Origin of the sequence: Sphingopyxis selenitireducens, assembly GCF_051550705.1 — a bacterium.
Classification (GTDB): domain Bacteria; phylum Pseudomonadota; class Alphaproteobacteria; order Sphingomonadales; family Sphingomonadaceae; genus Sphingopyxis.
On record NZ_JBPULG010000001.1, the window covers coordinates 1,131,168 to 1,147,344 of the forward strand.

Consider the following 16,177-nt stretch of genomic DNA (forward strand, 5'->3'; position numbering starts at 1 on the left):
GCGACATGCCCACCGATCCCGGCTTCGCCGAGCTGGTGGCCGCGACCAACTACAGCTTCCTGCGCGGCGCCTCGCATCCCGCCGAGATGGTCGCGGAGGCAATCAACCTTGGCATGACCGGCATCGGTATCGCCGACCGGAATAGTGTCGCGGGGGTGGTGCGGGCGCTGACCGGGCTGCGCAAGCTGCGCGAAGACGCCGCAGAGGAAGGGGTGGAGCTTCCCGACATAAAGCTCGTCGTCGGTGCCCGGCTGGTTTTCGACGACGGAACGCCGGATATCATCGCCTACCCCACCACACGCCATGGCTGGGGCCGGCTGACGCGGATGCTCACCATCGGCAATCGCCGCACCATAAAGGGCGATTGCGTGATGAAGCTTAAAAATCTGCTGATCCACTGCGAGGATATGATCCTGATCGCAATGGCGTCCGAAAAAGATGAATCCGTGTTGCGCCGTCTGGCCGAGGTCGCACCGGGCTCGTTATGGCTGGGTGCGACGATGCCAAGAGGCGGCAGCGATCGCCGACGACTCTCCCGGCTCAGCGCCCTGGCAGGGCGTGTCGGCATTCCGATGCTGGCAACCAACGACGCGCTTTACGCCACGCGCGTGCAGCGGCCGCTGCACGATGTTATCACCTGCATTCGCGCAGGGCGAAATCTCAACGATGCCGGCCGCCTGTTGCGCGCCAATGGCGAACGTCATCTGAAATCGCCACAGGAAATGCGCCGACTTTTCCGCACCCACCCCGAAGCAGTCGATGAGAGCGCGAAGATCCTCGATCGCATCGGTTTTTCGTTGAGACAACTGGAGTATGAATATCCGCACGAGCCGGTCCCCGAGGGATGGGAGCCCCAAAGCTGGCTCGAGCATATGGTGATGGAAGCCGCGAACCGGCTTCATCCAGATGGATTGCCGAGACGCTGGCAGGAGGTACTGGATGAAGAACTTTCCCTCATCCGCAAATGCAAGTTCGCCTGCTATTTCCTGACCGTTCACGACATCGTCAATTTCGCCCGCACGCGAGACCCGCCCATCCTTTGTCAGGGACGCGGTTCGGCGGCGAATTCGCTCGTCTGCTATCTGCTCGAAATCACCTCGATCGATCCCATAGCCAACAATCTGCTCTTCACCCGCTTCCTGTCCGAAGAACGTCGCGAGCCGCCCGACATCGACGTCGACTTCGAGCACGAGCGGCGTGAGGAGGTGATGCAATATGTCTATAGCCGCTACACGCGGCGGCGCGCAGGCATTGCCGCGACGGTGATCCATTACCGGCCGCGCAGTACGGTCCGCGAAGTCGGAAAGGCATTGGGTCTCAGCGAGGATATCACGCAACGGCTCGCCGACACGACCTGGGGCAGTTGGGGCAGCGAGATGCCCGTCGAACGCTTTATCGAAGCGGGACTGGATCCCGAGTTGGATGATATTGCACGGCTGCAATGGATCGTCTCGCAGCTGCTGACTTTCCCGCGCCACCTGTCTCAGCATGTCGGCGGCTATGTGCTGACCGAAGACCGGCTCGACGAAACGGTGCCGATCCACAATGCCGCAATGGACGAACGCACCTTTATCGAGTGGGACAAGGATGACATTGATGAGCTGAAGCTGATGAAGGTCGATATACTTGCACTCGGGATGCTGACCTGCATCCGCAAATGTTTCGACCTGATGCGGTTGCATGATCTGGGCGATCATGATCTCAAATCGGTACCGCCCGAAGATCCTGTCGTTTATGACATGCTATGCAAGGGCGACAGCATCGGCGTATTTCAGGTCGAAAGCCGTGCGCAGATCAACATGCTGCCGCGATTACGCCCACGCGAATTTTACGATCTCGTCATCCAGGTCGCGATCGTCCGGCCGGGACCGATCGAGGGCGATATGGTCCATCCCTATTTGCGTCGCCGCAACAAGGAGGAAAAGCCCGAACTGCCGCTGCGCGCCGGATCGCAAGCGAATGAACTCGAAGACGTGCTAGGAAAGACCGAAGGGGTCCCGCTGTTTCAGGAACAAGCGATGAAACTGGCCATTGTTGCAGCCGGGTTCACTTCGAAAGAGGCCAATGGCCTGCGACGCGCGATGGCGACCTTTCGCAATGTCGGCACCATTCAGAATTTCAGGGAGAAGATGATCGGCGGCATGATCCGGCGCGGCTATGAACCCGATTTCGCAGCCCGATGCTTCAAGCAGATTGAGGGTTTCGGCAGCTATGGTTTTCCTGAAAGCCACGCCCAGTCGTTCGCCAAGCTCGTCTATGTATCGTCGTGGCTGAAATGCCATCACCCCGCCGTCTTCGCATGCGGGATTCTCAATTCACAGCCGATGGGCTTCTACGCCCCCGCCCAGCTCGTGCGCGATGCGCGTGAGCATGGGGTTGAGGTGCGCGAGGTCGATGTGAATGCCAGTGGCTGGGACAACAGTCTCGAACGGCGCGAGGACGGCAGTCTCGCGTTGCGGCTCGGCTTTCGGCAGGTTGACGGGTTTCGTGAGGAATGGGCGAATGAGATCGCCAAAGCCCGCAGCACCGCCTTCTTCACCTCGGTCGAAGAACTCGCACGCCGCGCCAACCTGCCGGCGCGCGCGCTGCGTCTGCTGGCAGAGGCCGATGCGTGCCGGTCGATGGGACTCGACCGGCGACCGGCACTATGGGATGCGCGGCGCGTCCGGCAGGGGGTGCTGCCGCTGTTCGGCGCGGCCGACACCGACGAATTGGGCGCCGAGGAAGATGCACAATTGCCCCCCACTCCGCTCGTCGAGCATGTGCTGACCGACTATCAGACGACACGCCTGTCGCTGAAGGGCCATCCGATGGCATTCCTGCGCCGCGATTTCGAACGCGAAGGCGTACTCAGCGCTGCTCAGGTCGCGGCGGCAAAGAACGGCTCGATCGTCCGCACCGCGGGTGTCGTGTTGATCCGCCAGCGCCCGGGAAAGGGCAATGCGATCTTCATCACGCTCGAGGATGAGGGCGGGATCGTCAACATCCTGCTGTGGGCACGCCATTTCGAGCGGTATCGCCGCGCCGTCATGGCGTCGCGGCTGATGCTGGCCGAGGGTGAGGTGCAGCGGAGCAAGGAAGGCGTGATCCACCTGATGGCGACGCGCATCGTCGACCGGACCGCGATGCTCGATACGCTGGGCAGTGACCGGCATTTCGACCCCGAAGTTTGCCGCGCCGACGAGGTCAGGCATCCGCAGCATCCGCGCGGCTATGCGGCGAAGCATGGCCACCCACGCGACGTCCGCATCCTGCCAAAATCGCGCGACTTTCATTGATGCATTTGTTCCGGCTGACGCCGGGAGCGGTTCCAGCCCGCGTCTATTTCGGCTTTGCCGAAAAAAAGATGCCCCGGTCGTGGGGGACCGGGGCATCGGATCAGGCTATCAAAGGGACCAGCCAGTTATAGCCTGAGATGGGGTCGTCCGGCTTAACCGCGGAGCAGGTTCATCACGCCCTGCTGGCTCTGGTTCGCCTGAGCGAGCATCGCGGTCGATGCCTGCGACAGGATGCCGGCAGCCGCGAGCTTGGTCGATTCGGCCGAGAAATCGGCGTCTTCGATGCGCGACTTGGCGTCCGCCAGATTGGTGACGGTCGATGTCAGATTGTCGACAGTCGCTTCGAGGCGGTTCTGCTGCGCACCGAGGTTGGCACGCTGCGTCGCAACCGTCTGGATCGCCGCGTCAAGAACGCTGAGAGCATCCGAAGCGCCAGCGACATCCGACAGGTCGATATCCTCAACCAGTGCAGCGGTGACGGCCGGCGGGCCAGCTGCGGCCGCACGGCCCAAAGCGGAGGCGCGCAGGTCGGCGATCGTGATCGACACGCTCTCGCCCGAGTTGACACCCGTCTGAATGGCGATCGGCGTCGTCGTTGCGCTGCCGTCGAGCAGCTTGGTGCCGTTGAAGGTGGTGCGTCCCGTAATATCGCCGATCTGTGCGATCAGCGCGGTGATTTCGGTCTGGACTGCGGCGCGATCGGTCGTGCCGTTGGTGCCGTTGGCCGACTGAACCGCCAGTTCGCGCATGCGAACGAGGATGTTCGAGATATTGCCCATCGCGCCTTCGGCGGTCTGCGACAGCGAGATGCCGTCATTGGCGTTGCGCACGGCCTGCGTCAGACCGCGGACATTGGCGTCCATGCGGGTTGCGATGGCGAGGCCGGCGGCGTCGTCCTTCGCGCTGTTGATGCGCTTGCCGCTCGACAGGCGTTCCATCGCCTGCGACTGCATCTTGTTGGCAACGCGCGAGTTGTTCTGGGCGCGGAGCGCGCTCACATTGGTATTGATGACGGTCATGTTGTTCCTTTCCGGCCTCGATGGCCATTCTTGTTGTGATGGCTCGAGGAGCGGTCACTGAAATCAGTAACGGCGGATGATCGCGGCGTTTAAGCGGCATGCACAAAAAATCGGTGTTCGCCACTCTTCGCCAAAAGAGCCAAGGCCCGCGAAAAGACGCCCCGGTCGTGGGGGACCGGGGCATCGGATCAGGCTATCAAAGGGACCAGCCAGTTATAGCCTGAGATGGGTCGTCCGGCTTAGCCGCGGAGCAGGTTCATCACGCCCTGCTGGCTCTGGTTCGCCTGAGCGAGCATCGCGGTCGATGCCTGCGACAGGATGCCGGCAGCCGCGAGCTTGGTCGATTCAGCCGAGAAATCGGCGTCTTCGATGCGCGACTTGGCGTCTGCCAGATTGGTGACGGTCGATGTCAGATTGTCGACAGTCGCCTCGAGGCGGTTCTGCTGCGCACCGAGGTTGGCACGCTGCGTCGCCACCGTCTGGATCGCCGCGTCGAGCACTGTCAGCGCGCCCGAAGCATTGGTCTCATAGTTGAGCGCATTGACACCGAGAGCCGCCGCCCGAAGATCGGCAATGCCGATTTCGACCGTCTGACCCGTATCGAGACCTGTCTGGATCTGGACCAGGGTACCCAGGGTGGTGCCGGCGCCGGCACCGTCGAGATCGGTCGTGCCGTTGAGCAGGCTGGTGCCATTGAAGGTCGTGCGGGTGGCGATGTCGCCGATCTGGGCGACCAGCGCATCCACTTCAACCTGGATCGCCTCTTTGTCTTCCGTGCCATTGGTGCCGGTCGCTGCCTGAACAGCCAGTTCGCGCATGCGAACGAGGATGTTCGAGATATTGCCCATCGCGCCTTCGGCGGTCTGTGCCAGCGAGATACCGTCGTTGGCGTTGCGCACAGCCTGATTAAGGCCACGAACATTGGCGTCCATGCGGGTTGCGATGGCGAGGCCGGCAGCGTCGTCCTTCGCGCTGTTGATGCGCTTGCCGCTCGACAGGCGTTCCATCGCCTGCGACTGCATCTTGTTGGCAACGCGCGAGTTGTTCTGGGCGCGAAGCGCGCTCACATTGGTGTTGATGACGGTCATGTTGTTCCTTTCCGGCCTCGATGGCCATTCCCGCGGCGTGCGACTGTATGAGCTTTACCCATCCATTAACGGCACGCGGCGGCGCCGCTTAAGCGGCACATAAAAAGCCGTGCTGCCCCTCCTCGCCCGAGCGCGAGAGGCCCTGTCCCCCAAAGACGCCCCGGTCGTGGGGGACCGGAGCGTCGGATCAGACTATTAAAGGGACCAGCCAATTATAGCCTGAGATGGGGTAGTCGGCTTAGCCGCGGAGCAGGTTCATCACGCCCTGCTGGCTCTGGTTCGCCTGAGCGAGCATCGCGGTCGATGCCTGCGACAGGATGCCGGCAGCTGCGAGCTTGGTCGATTCAGCCGAGAAATCGGCGTCTTCGATGCGCGACTTGGCGTCTGCCAGATTGGTGACGGTCGATGTCAGATTGTCGACAGTCGCTTCGAGGCGGTTCTGCTGCGCACCGAGGTTGGCACGCTGCGTCGCAACCGTCTGGATGCCCGTGTCGAGCAGACCCAAAGCGGTCCCGGCGCCCGCTGCCGTCGACAGGTCGACCGCGCCGACGCCGAGGCCGGCTGCGGTAAGGTTGCCGATCGCGATCGTCACGCTCTCACCCGAGTTGACACCCGTCTGAATGGCGATCGACGTGCCGCCCGACAGCAGGTTGGTGCCGTTGAAGGTCGTGCGGGTCGCGATATCGCCGATCTGTGCGATCAGTGCGGTCACTTCGGTCTGGATCGCGGTGCGATCGGTCGTGCCGTTGGTGCCGTTGGCCGACTGAACAGCCAGTTCACGCATGCGAACGAGGATGTTCGAGATATTGCCCATCGCGCCTTCGGCGGTCTGCGACAGCGAAATGCCGTCGTTGGCGTTACGCACGGCCTGATTGAGGCCGCGAACATTGGCGTCCATGCGGGTTGCGATGGCGAGGCCGGCGGCGTCGTCCTTCGCGCTGTTGATGCGCTTGCCGCTCGACAGGCGTTCCATCGCCTGCGACTGCATCTTGTTGGCAACGCGCGAGTTGTTCTGGGCGCGGAGCGCGCTCACGTTGGTGTTGATGACGGTCATAATGATCCTTTCCGGCCTCGATGGCCATTCCCGTAATGTGAGGGCTCGAGGAGCGGTCACGAGATCAGTAACGACGGACTGCGGCATCGCTTAAGTTTGCCCGTCAAAAAAATGCCGGGCACGCGTGAAAGCCGGATCAGCCCCACTAAAATCGTTGAAAATGCGCCATTAGAAATTCTGGCACGGCCTTTGCATTGTTCTTTGCGAGCGGCGAACAGCTGCACCTTAGAACGGATGAAAAGATAATGAGCACGATTGACCAGAGCCGGCTGTTATTGATGCGCAGTTCAATCCTCAATCAGAATGTGGCGCTGCAACGCGCCGCTGGCCGCGGCGCGGCGGGGGGCGGCGAAGGCGCCGAGGGCGCTCCCGATTTCAGCGTCGCGATCAACAACGCGCTGCAACAGGTCAACGCCCAGCAGAGCAAGGCGAGCGAGCTGACCGAATCCTATGAGCGCGGCGACACCCACGACATCGTCAGCGTGATGATCGAACGGCAGAAAGCCTCGCTCGGCTTTGAAACCACGCTGCAGGTGCGCAACAAGCTGCTCTCCGCCTACCGCGACATCATGAACATGCCGGTATAATCCGATGGCCGACGCACAAATGCTCACCCCGATCGATGCCGGACATGCGAACCGCATGCCCGGCACGACGTTCGGCGATCGCCTGGCGCCGCTGCGCCAGTTTGCGCAGCAGCCCGCGGTGCAGCGTGCGCTGCCCGCCATCGCCACCTCCACCGCGATCGGCATCGCGGCCCTCGCTTATTTCCTCAGCCAGTCGGCACCGCAGGCCCAGCTGTTCGCCGGACTGGCCGACGCCGACAAATCGGCGGTCGCCGACGCGCTCCAGACCTCGGGCATCGCGCATAGCATCGACCCGGTGACGGGCGCGCTGACGGTCGACGCCGACAAGCTCCATCAGGCACGCATCGCGCTCGCCGGACAGGGCCTGCCCAAGGCACAGCCCGATGGCGACAGCCTGATCGCGGCGCTGCCCATGGGGTCGAGCCGCGCGATCGAGGGCGAAACGCTCCGCGCCGCGCGCGAAGCCGAACTGTCGCGCACGATCGAAACCATCGACGCCGTGAAAAGCGCTCGCGTCCATGTCGCCGCCGCCGAACCCAGCCTGTTCGTCCGCGAGGACAAGCCCGCAACCGCATCGGTGATGCTGACGCTGCAGAACGGCCGCTCGCTCTCCGAAGGTCAGGTACAGGCGATCCGCTTCCTCGTCGCTTCGTCGGTTCCCGGCATGAACGCCGATCAGGTATCGGTGATCGACCAGCGCGGGGCCCTATTGTCCGACACCGCGACCTCGACCGACATGAAGGCTTTCCAGCTTCAGACCCAGATCGAGGATCGCTTCCGCCGCGCGCTCGATACCTTGCTCGGCCCGATGCTCGGCGCCGGCAATTACAGCGTCGAGGTTCACGCAGATGTCGACATGTCGGAAAGCCAGGCGACGCGCGAAAGCTTCCCCGAAAATGATCGCGCGCTGACCAGCGAACAGATCACGCGTCAGGTCAGCGGTCAGACGCCGCCGCCCGCCGTCGGCATCCCCGGCGCCTTGTCGAACCAGCCGCCGCAGGCGACGACGGTCAGCGCGACCGCCCCGGTTCCGGCGCCCGCCGGTGCCCCCGAAACCCAGAGCAACGAAAATGCCCAGCGCGCCTACGAAGTCGGCCGCGAGATTTCGGTAACGCACCAGCCGCAAGGCCGCGTCCGCCGCGTTTCGGTCGCGGTCGCGCTCAATCAGGGCACGAAGGCGCTGACGCAGGCCGACATGATGAAGATCGACAGCCTGGTAAAGGGCGCAGTCGGTTTCGACGTCGCGCGCGGCGATCAGGTCGCGATCAGCCAGCGCCCGTTTGCCAAGGTCGAGGATACCACCCCCGCCTTTTACGACGAACCCTGGTTCATGCCGCTGATCACGCAGGTCGGCGCGCTCCTCGCCGCACTGCTCGTCTTCCTTTTCATCGGCCGGCCGATGATCCGCGCTGCCAAGGCCCGTGCCGCCGCACGCGCCGAACAGACCGCCGCGATCGAGGAAACGCTGCTTACCGCAACCAGCGGCCGTCCCGCACTCGAGAATGGCCGCCGCGAAATCACCCTCGACATGATCGAGGCCGCGCCGAGCTATGAAGCCCGCGCAAACCTCGTCCGCGCCTTTGTCCGTCAGGACTCGGCCCGCGCCGCGCTGGTCGTTCGCCAGCTGATGCAGGAGGGCGCCCGTGCCTGACGCCGCCGACACCCTGTTGGGCGCAGCCGCCAAGCCCAAGCCCGCCATCGAAGGATCGGCCGCCGCCGCCATCCTGCTGATGCTGCTCGACGAAAGCGAAGCCGCGACGATCCTGAAGCAGCTCGCTCCCGAAGAAGTGCGCCACCTTGCCAAGGCGATGTTCGACACCGCCAATGCCAGCGAACATCAGATCGAGCAGGCGCTCGACCGCTTTGTTCTGCGCAGCCGCGACGTCAGCGCGCTCGCAATCGGCGCCGACACCCGCATCCGCACCGTAATACACGAGGCGGTCGGCAACGTCCGCGCCGACAATATCCTCGCCGCCGTTGCACCGCAGTCGAGCGCCGCGTCGCTGGAAATGCTGCGCTGGATGGACGTCGATGCGATCAGCGGCCTGCTCGCCAGCGAGCATCCGCAGGTCGGCGCGCTGATCCTGTCGGTGCTGATCCCCGATGTCGCCGCCCGTGCGATCGAAACGCTCGACGAGGTGCTGCAGGCCGATCTGGTGCTGCGCGCCGCACAGCTCACCTCGGTTCCCGCTGCGGCGATCGAGGATTTGGAATCGGTCCTCGCCAGCGCCAATGCCGACGGTCAGCGTGTCGTCAAGCAGGCGATCGGCGGTCCGGGCGACGTTGCCAAGATCATGAAGAAAATGCCCAAGCAGCTTTCGGAACGCACGATCCGCGCGCTCAAAAAGACCGACAAGCTGCTCGCACAGGCGATCGAGGAAGAAATGTTCATCTTCGAGAATCTCCGCGATCTCGACAAGAAGAGCCTCAGCACGGTGCTGCGCTCGGTCGAAGCCGCCGAACTCGCAATCGCGCTCAAGGGCACCGACGAAGAAATGGTCGACCTCTGCCTCGCCACCATGTCGCAGCGCGCATCGGAAACGATCCGCGACGAAATGGCCGAAATGACGATGGTCAAGCGCACCGACGTCGACGAAGCGCAAAAGGCGATCATGCTGGTCGTGCGCCAGATGGCGGCCGCGGGCGAAATCATGATCGCGGGCGGGGGCGACGACTATGTCTGATCGTTTCCCCGAAACCGGCTTCGCCGCCGGCGCGCTCGGTGATGCGATGGCCCGCAAGGGCGGCTTTCGTCCGCTGAACTTCGCGCCCGAGGCGCCCGAAGCCGATGTCGAGCATGACCTTGCCGACGCCGTCGTCGCGGACGATCCCTATGCCCTCGGCCTCGCCGAAGGCCAGCGGCTCGCCGAATCGGCTTACGCCGCCGAACGCCATCAGTTGCTCGCCTTGCTGGCAGGCACCGAAGCGCTGCAGGACGAACCGAGCGAAGAACTGGCACAGCTGATCGCCGAAACCGTCGAACGACTGGTCCGCCAGATCGTCGAGACCGCGCCGATCGACGCCGCCTGGCTGCAGGCGCAGGCCGAAACCGCCGCGGCGCTCGTCGCCGAAGCCGACAAGGCGCGCACCCTGTGGGTCAACCCCGCCGACGCTGCGCTGCTCGTCGATTGCCCGCTCCGCCTGCCGGTCGAAGCCGACGCGACGATGAAGCGCGGTACGGTGCGCATCGAAACCTCGGCAGGCTGGATCGAACATGGCCGCGCCGTTTATCTCGACGAACTGCGCGCCGCGCTCGGCGGTGCCGGAGACAATGCATGACCCGCCGCCTGTCCCTGTCGGCGCGTCAGCTGCTCGACCCGATCGACCTCACCGACGCCAGCCCGCGCCGCATCGGCACGCTCGTCTCGCACGAGGGCATCATGCTCGAAGTGTCGGGTTTTCCCCAACCGCTCGGCAGCAATGTCCGCATCAAGTCGGCGAACAATGAATATGTGAACGGCGAAGTCGTCGGCTTTCGCGGTCACCGCAGCCTTGTCCTGCCATTCGACGCCAATATGCCGCTCGTCACCGGCGCGCCGGTCGAACCGCATGGCGCATCGGGCATGGTCGCATGCGGAAAGGCACTGCTCGGCCGCATCATCGACGCGCAGGGCCATCCGCTCGACGGCCGCCCGCCGGTCAAATCGCAATTCCAGTGGCCGCTCGCCGGACGCAAGACCAACCCGCTGCGCCGCGGGCGCGTGACCAAGCCGCTCAACATGGGCGTCCGCGCGATCAACGGCCTGCTCACCGTCGGCGAAGGCCAGCGCGTCGCGATCATCGCGGGGTCAGGCGTCGGCAAGTCCGTGCTGATGGGCCAGATGATCGCCGGCACCGAATGCGACGTGATCGTCGTCGGCCTGATCGGCGAACGCAGCCGCGAGGTCAGCGATTTCGTCGAAACCAAGCTGCCGCCCGAGGTCCGCAAGAAAGCGGTCGTCGTCGCGGTTCCCGCCGACCATCCGCCACTGCTTCGCCTGCGCGCCGCGATGCGCGCGACCGCAATCGCCGAGGCGTTTCGCGCCGACGGCAAAAAGGTACTGCTGTTGATCGACAGCCTGACCCGCGTCGCGCATGCGCAGCGCGAGATCGGCCTGACGCTCGGCGAACCGCCGACGATGAAGGGCTATCCGCCCTCGGTCTTCGCGTTGATCCCCTCGCTCTGCGAGCGCGCAGGCATCGACCGCGAAACCGGCGGCTCGGTCACCGCGCTCTACACCGTCCTCGCCGATGGCGGCGATATCGACGATCCGGTCGTCGACAGCGCCCGCGCCATCGTCGACGGCCATATCATCCTGTCGCGCACCATGGCCGAACAGGGCGTCTATCCCGCAATCGACGTCGCGCGATCGCTGTCGCGCACGATGGTCGATTCGGTCGATGCCCCCCATGCCGCCGCCGCCGCCCGCTTTCGCCAGCTGTGGTCGGCCTATGAAGAGAATCGCGATCTGATGCTGATGGGCGCCTATGTCGCCGGCACCGATCCGGTGCTCGACGAAGCCATTTCCCGTCGCGCCGACCAGCTCGCTTTCGTTTCACAACCCGCCGCCGCGCAGGTCGATTTCCAGGCCTCGCGCCAGACACTGATTGAAGGATATACCGCATGAACGCCCGCACCGAACGCCGCAAACGGATCATTCGCGTGCGCTCCGTCGAACATCAGATGGCCGAAGCCAATCTCGCGCGCGCCAATGGCGAACTTGCGAGCCTGGTCGAACTCGCGCGGCGCCTCGAAACGCTGCGCGTCGATCTGGCCATGGCCAAGGGCGCGGTTGCCGCCGGCGCGCTCAACACGATCGGCGAGCTCGCGATGCGGCTCGACATCGCGCAGGAAAATCTGACCGCACCGCTCAGCAACGCCAGCGCGCGGCGCGACCATATGGGCGCGCTCGCCCAGAGCGCGCTGGCCAAGGAAGAATCGGCGGTCCGCCTGTATGAGCGCAGCCGCAAGGCGGCCGAAGTCGAACAGGAACGGCGCAGCGACGCCAACCGCCCGTATCGCTCGGGCGTCGGCATGCGCCTGCGCCTGATCGAAGGCGGCGCGGCATGATGAGCGCCCTGCCCCAGCCTGCGGCCTCTCCGGCCCTTGCGAACTTTCTCGCAGCGATCGGTCAGGCACCCGCCACCGGCAGCGAAGGCGGCAGCTTCAGCCAGCTGCTCGCCGCCACGCCCCAGCCAACGCTGGGCGATGGCCCGATTCCGGTCATCGCCAAGCCCGAAATGCCGCAGGGCGTCGAAGGCATAACCCTGCCCACCACCGAAGCGATCGACGTCGAAGTCACCGCAAAACCGGTTGTCGCGAAGGACGCCGTGCCCGCCGACACCGCGGCTGCGACCGCCGCCAGCCTGCTGATCGCGATCGCGGGTGCCGGTGCCGCTGTTCCGGGAGCGAAGCCTGCACCGACCCAGGCTGCGGGGACCGCGCCGGAGATCGAAGCCGAAGTCAGCGATGGGCCCAACGCCGAAATTGCCGCTCCGGTGGCGACCTGGTCGCCGATCGTCGCGGCGCCGCTCCCCGCCGGAAAGCCGGTCAAGCCGGCCAACGCCGACGTGGGCAAATCCACAGCCGAAGGCATGCCGTCGCCTGTTCCGGCCACCGCGAAACAGGTTCCCGCGCCGCTTCCGACCCTCGCCGTCCTTTCGGTCGAACCCCCGGCCGCCAAAGCCGCGCCCGCCGATGCAGGCGCATCGATGACGGTCCTGTTCACCCAGCCGGGTACGCAGGGCGCCACCCCGCTTGGTGAAGCGGTGCAACCTGCGATCGTCACCGAACGCACGCTCGACATCGGCTCCGACGACGCCTGGATCGAACAGCTGGCGCACGATATTGCAGCGACCAAATCGACGACGGGCGACGTCAGCTTTCGCCTGATGCCGCGCCACCTCGGCCGCCTCGACGTCGCGATGCAAATGGGCGACGAGGGCGTATCGCTGAAACTCGACACCCAGCATGAAGCAACCGCAGTCATCGTCACCGCCGCGCAGACCCGCCTGGTCGAGGATCTGCGTCAACAGGGCGTGCGTGTTGCCGGGGCCGAAGTCACCTGCACACCGGGCGAAACCGGCCGTCAGTCGCAGCAGGGCCAGGGCCGCAGCGCCGCTCAGGAAGCCGCCCATCTTATCGAAACCGCCACCGAACGCGCCGAGCCGCGTGACGAAGACCGCGCCGCCGACCGCCGCGGCCGCTTCGCCTGATCAGGAAAGATCCCGTCATGACCAAGGATAAAGTCGAAGCCGCGCCCAAGAAGGGCAAGTTCAAGAAGCTGATGCTGATCGTCATCGGCGCCGCAGTGCTGATCGGCGCCGGCGCCGGTGCGGGTATGTATTTCGGCGTCGGCATGGCGGCACAGCCCCCGAAGCCTGAGGATAATTATCCCAAGCTGGTGGAACGCAGCAGCAAGGACGAGGCACCCGCCGCCGCCGACAAGAATGAAGAGGCGCCGCTGAAAATCGGCACCGTCAAGGTCCCCAACGACCGTTTCAAGGTCGATCCGCGCAAATATGAAGTCACCTATTATCCAATCGCCGATGCCTTCACGACAAACCTTGCCGACGGGTCGGGTTTCCTGCAAATAGGCATCAGCCTTTCCACCTTTTATGATGGCAAGGTTATCAATAATATCAAACGGCAGGCGGTGCCGATCCGCTCGGTTGTGCTTATGGTACTCGCCGAACAGGATCCGGTTTTGCTCTCGACATCGCAAGGAAAACAGCGATTACAGCGTCAGCTGACCGGCGCAGTCAATGGGGTTCTGCGCGAAAAGGAAGGCTTTGGGGGTATCGATAATGTCTATTTCACGAGCCTGGTGGTCCAGTGAAAGCTGAGGCCAAACCGGTCAAGGCGGTCAAGGCACCGGCAGCGAAAAAGCTCGAGGCGTCGGATGCATCCGACGCCAAGGCGTCGCTGCTGCTTCGCAAGACGGAGGGCAGCTATGCCTTTCCGGCGCTTGATGCCATCGCCAACCAGTTTGGGCGCAGCCTGCGCGACCTGCTGCGTGCGCTCGGCGCGCCGGCCATTCAGGTCGAGCGCGCCGGCACCGAACAGATGAGCTTTGCCGACTGGGCCGCTGAAGCCGCGCCGGCGATCTTCTGGCGCTATCACGCCCCGCCGCTCAAGGGTCCCGTGCTGCTTTCCGCGGCGCGGCCGTTGATCCTTCAGCTCGTCGACATTTTCTATGGCGGCAAGGGCAAGCTTTCGGGCGAGCGCGAAGATCTGACCGATGCCGAGGAGCGCTTTGCGGCGCGGCTCGGCCGCGACATGGGAATCCAGCTCGCCGCCGCCTGGGGCGACAAGCTGCCGATCGAACCCGAACTCGACTGCGTCACCGGCGACAGTAGCAAGCTCGCGGCGGTGCGCGCCGACGATGAATTGCTCGTCCAGCGCTTCATATTGCGCGGTGCGCCATTCGAAGGACGCACCGTCCTGTGCGCCTATCCGCTTGCGGCGCTGCGCGGTATCGCCGGCGCCGAACCCGTTCCCGAAGTGCGCGAGACGCATTCGGCCGATCCCGTGTGGAGCGCGACGCTGAACAAGGCGCTGCGCGATATCCGCCTGCCCGTCCGCTCGGTTCTCGCACGGCCCGAAATCAGTCTTGTGAAATTGCTTGGGCTCGAAGTCGGCGACGTCATCCCCTTCACCATGCCGCGCCATGTGCCCGTGACCGTTGCGGGCCGCAACTTTGCCGTCGGCAGCATCGGCGAGGCCAATGGCAACGCCGCCATCATGATCGAACATATCGAAGAAGGACCGGACCATGACTGACACCAGCGAAGCCCCCGCGGCCGCGCGACGCGAACGCCGCGATAGCAAGGACATCGCAGCATCGCCCAATTTCGACCTGCTCGCCGGCGTCTCGCTGCGGGTGTCCGTCGAGGTCGGATCGACGTCGATGACCCTCGCCGAGCTGCTTGCCCTGTCCGAAGGCAGCGTGATCGAACTCGACCGCGCCGCCACCGACCTGCTGGACATCTACGCCAACGGTACGCTGATCGCGAAGGGCGAGATCGTCAGCGTCGACGGCCGCTATGGCATTCAGGTCGCCGAAGTCGTCGCCCCCGACCGTGGTCTGGGCGGCCTCGACCGGAGGAAGTAATGCTCGAATATATCCTCCGCCTCCTGATCCTGCTGCCGATGATCGGCGGACTGGCGTGGGGTAGCCTGTGGTTGTGGAAGCGGGTCCAGATGGGCGTGCCGCTGGTCGGCGGCAATGCCAAGGAGCGCGCCATCCAGATGGTCGATATATTGCCCCTCGGTCCGGGGTCGAAGCTCGCTGTCGTCGAATTCGGCGGGCGGCAAATATTGATCGCGGTATCGCGGAACGGCATCACCCGCCTCGCCGACGACGACAGCCAGGGCGACTTCCATGTCGACTGATCGGCGCCCGATCTCCAGAAACAGCTGGCTGCGCGGCGCGGCACTGATCGGCGGCCTTGCGCTGCTCGTCGCCGCGCCCGCCGCCTATGCGCAGGCCACCGACGGGCTGAACCGCGCCGTCGCCGATATCGGCGGCGATGGCCGCCCGCTGTCGCTGTCGCTGCAAATATTGGTGATGATGAGCCTGCTGACGGTGTTGCCGTCGCTCCTGCTCATGATGACCAGCTTCACCCGTATCATCATCGTCCTGTCGATCCTGCGCCACGCGCTGGGGCTGCAGCAGACGCCGCCGAACCAGGTGCTCGTCGGGCTCAGCCTTTTCCTCTCGCTGTTCATCATGCAGCCGGTGATTACAGAGGTGAATCGCGTCGCGATCGAACCCTATGGCCAGGAACAGATCGACATTGGCGAGGCGGTGTCACGCTCCGGCGTCGCGCTTCACGGCTTCATGATGAAGCAGACGCGCAAATCCGACCTGATGATGTTCGCCAAGATCGCCAAGGCGCCAAGCTATGCGAGCCCGAAGGATGTTCCCTTCTCGATCCTGCTGCCCGCCTTCGTCACCAGCGAACTCAAAACCGCCTTCCAGATCGGCTTTCTGATCTTTTTGCCCTTCCTCGTCATCGACCTGATCGTCGCCTCCGCGCTGATGTCATTGGGTATGATGATGCTGTCGCCGATGATCATATCCATGCCCTTCAAGTTGCTGCTTTTCGTCCTCGTCGACGGATGGGCCCTGACGATGGGCTCGCTCGCCTCCTCCTTCGTGAGTTAGCG

16 protein-coding genes are annotated in these 16,177 nt (G+C 64.3%); 13 read left to right on the plus strand and 3 right to left on the minus strand.

Going from position 1 to position 16,177, the window contains the following annotated elements; all coding sequences use genetic code 11:
• Window positions 1-5: 5 nt before the first annotated feature.
• Window positions 6-3,278 carry an error-prone DNA polymerase gene (locus tag ACSYDV_RS05190; protein WP_438322851.1) on the plus strand — a complete coding sequence of 1,091 codons (3,273 nt, stop codon included), beginning with the start codon at window positions 6-8 and terminating at the stop codon, window positions 3,276-3,278.
• A gap of 152 nt (window positions 3,279-3,430) precedes the next feature.
• Here ACSYDV_RS05190 and ACSYDV_RS05195 read toward each other — a convergent pair whose 3' ends face one another.
• The 3 genes from ACSYDV_RS05195 to ACSYDV_RS05205 all read right to left on the minus strand — a co-directional run bounded on the left by ACSYDV_RS05195 (window position 3,431) and on the right by ACSYDV_RS05205 (window position 6,439).
• Window positions 3,431-4,297, minus strand: a complete 867-nt coding sequence (locus tag ACSYDV_RS05195; protein ID WP_438322665.1) for a flagellin N-terminal helical domain-containing protein — start codon at window positions 4,295-4,297, stop codon at window positions 3,431-3,433.
• Window positions 4,298-4,536: 239 nt separating this feature from the next.
• The gene (locus ACSYDV_RS05200; protein WP_438322666.1) at window positions 4,537-5,385 is read right to left on the minus strand and encodes a flagellin N-terminal helical domain-containing protein; all 849 of its coding nucleotides are present in this window, start codon (window positions 5,383-5,385) and stop codon (window positions 4,537-4,539) included.
• 238 nt (window positions 5,386-5,623) lie between these two features.
• Complete coding sequence (locus tag ACSYDV_RS05205) at window positions 5,624-6,439, minus strand: flagellin N-terminal helical domain-containing protein (protein ID WP_438322667.1); 816 nt, start codon at window positions 6,437-6,439, stop codon at window positions 5,624-5,626.
• Between the two features lie 245 nt (window positions 6,440-6,684).
• Between ACSYDV_RS05205 and fliE the strand changes: the two genes are divergently transcribed.
• From fliE to fliP, 12 genes are read left to right on the plus strand one after another with little or no spacing between them, the layout of a single operon-like run.
• Window positions 6,685-7,026, plus strand: coding sequence for a flagellar hook-basal body complex protein FliE (gene fliE, locus ACSYDV_RS05210; protein ID WP_438322668.1), 342 nt, complete (start codon window positions 6,685-6,687; stop codon window positions 7,024-7,026).
• 4 nt (window positions 7,027-7,030) lie between these two features.
• A complete protein-coding gene (fliF, locus tag ACSYDV_RS05215; protein WP_438322669.1) occupies window positions 7,031-8,677 on the plus strand; it encodes a flagellar basal-body MS-ring/collar protein FliF in 1,647 nt (548 codons plus the stop codon).
• Window positions 8,670-9,710, plus strand: coding sequence for a flagellar motor switch protein FliG (locus ACSYDV_RS05220; RefSeq protein WP_438322670.1), 1,041 nt, complete (start codon window positions 8,670-8,672; stop codon window positions 9,708-9,710). The genes fliF and ACSYDV_RS05220 overlap by 8 nt, the downstream gene beginning before the upstream one ends.
• Window positions 9,703-10,305: a FliH/SctL family protein gene (locus ACSYDV_RS05225; protein WP_438322671.1), complete on the plus strand. Its 603-nt coding sequence runs from the start codon at window positions 9,703-9,705 to the stop codon at window positions 10,303-10,305. The genes ACSYDV_RS05220 and ACSYDV_RS05225 overlap by 8 nt, the downstream gene beginning before the upstream one ends.
• Entirely contained in the window at window positions 10,302-11,633 is a 1,332-nt protein-coding gene (locus ACSYDV_RS05230; RefSeq protein ID WP_438322672.1) for a FliI/YscN family ATPase, read from the plus strand. Before ACSYDV_RS05225 ends, ACSYDV_RS05230 begins: the two co-directional genes overlap by 4 nt.
• Window positions 11,630-12,076, plus strand: coding sequence for a hypothetical protein (locus tag ACSYDV_RS05235; protein WP_438322673.1), 447 nt, complete (start codon window positions 11,630-11,632; stop codon window positions 12,074-12,076). Before ACSYDV_RS05230 ends, ACSYDV_RS05235 begins: the two co-directional genes overlap by 4 nt.
• Complete coding sequence (locus ACSYDV_RS05240; RefSeq protein ID WP_438322674.1) at window positions 12,073-13,221, plus strand: flagellar hook-length control protein FliK; 1,149 nt, start codon at window positions 12,073-12,075, stop codon at window positions 13,219-13,221. The genes ACSYDV_RS05235 and ACSYDV_RS05240 overlap by 4 nt, the downstream gene beginning before the upstream one ends.
• 17 nt (window positions 13,222-13,238) lie before the next feature.
• Window positions 13,239-13,844 carry a flagellar basal body-associated FliL family protein gene (locus ACSYDV_RS05245; protein ID WP_438322675.1) on the plus strand — a complete coding sequence of 202 codons (606 nt, stop codon included), beginning with the start codon at window positions 13,239-13,241 and terminating at the stop codon, window positions 13,842-13,844.
• Entirely contained in the window at window positions 13,841-14,788 is a 948-nt protein-coding gene (locus tag ACSYDV_RS05250; RefSeq protein WP_438322676.1) for a FliM/FliN family flagellar motor switch protein, read from the plus strand. The genes ACSYDV_RS05245 and ACSYDV_RS05250 overlap by 4 nt, the downstream gene beginning before the upstream one ends.
• Window positions 14,781-15,119: a flagellar motor switch protein FliN gene (gene fliN / locus ACSYDV_RS05255; protein ID WP_438322677.1), complete on the plus strand. Its 339-nt coding sequence runs from the start codon at window positions 14,781-14,783 to the stop codon at window positions 15,117-15,119. Before ACSYDV_RS05250 ends, fliN begins: the two co-directional genes overlap by 8 nt.
• Window positions 15,119-15,400, plus strand: coding sequence for a FliO/MopB family protein (locus ACSYDV_RS05260; protein ID WP_438322678.1), 282 nt, complete (start codon window positions 15,119-15,121; stop codon window positions 15,398-15,400). Before fliN ends, ACSYDV_RS05260 begins: the two co-directional genes overlap by 1 nt.
• Entirely contained in the window at window positions 15,390-16,175 is a 786-nt protein-coding gene (gene fliP / locus ACSYDV_RS05265) for a flagellar type III secretion system pore protein FliP (RefSeq protein ID WP_438322680.1), read from the plus strand. Before ACSYDV_RS05260 ends, fliP begins: the two co-directional genes overlap by 11 nt.
• Window positions 16,176-16,177 lie beyond the last annotated feature (2 nt).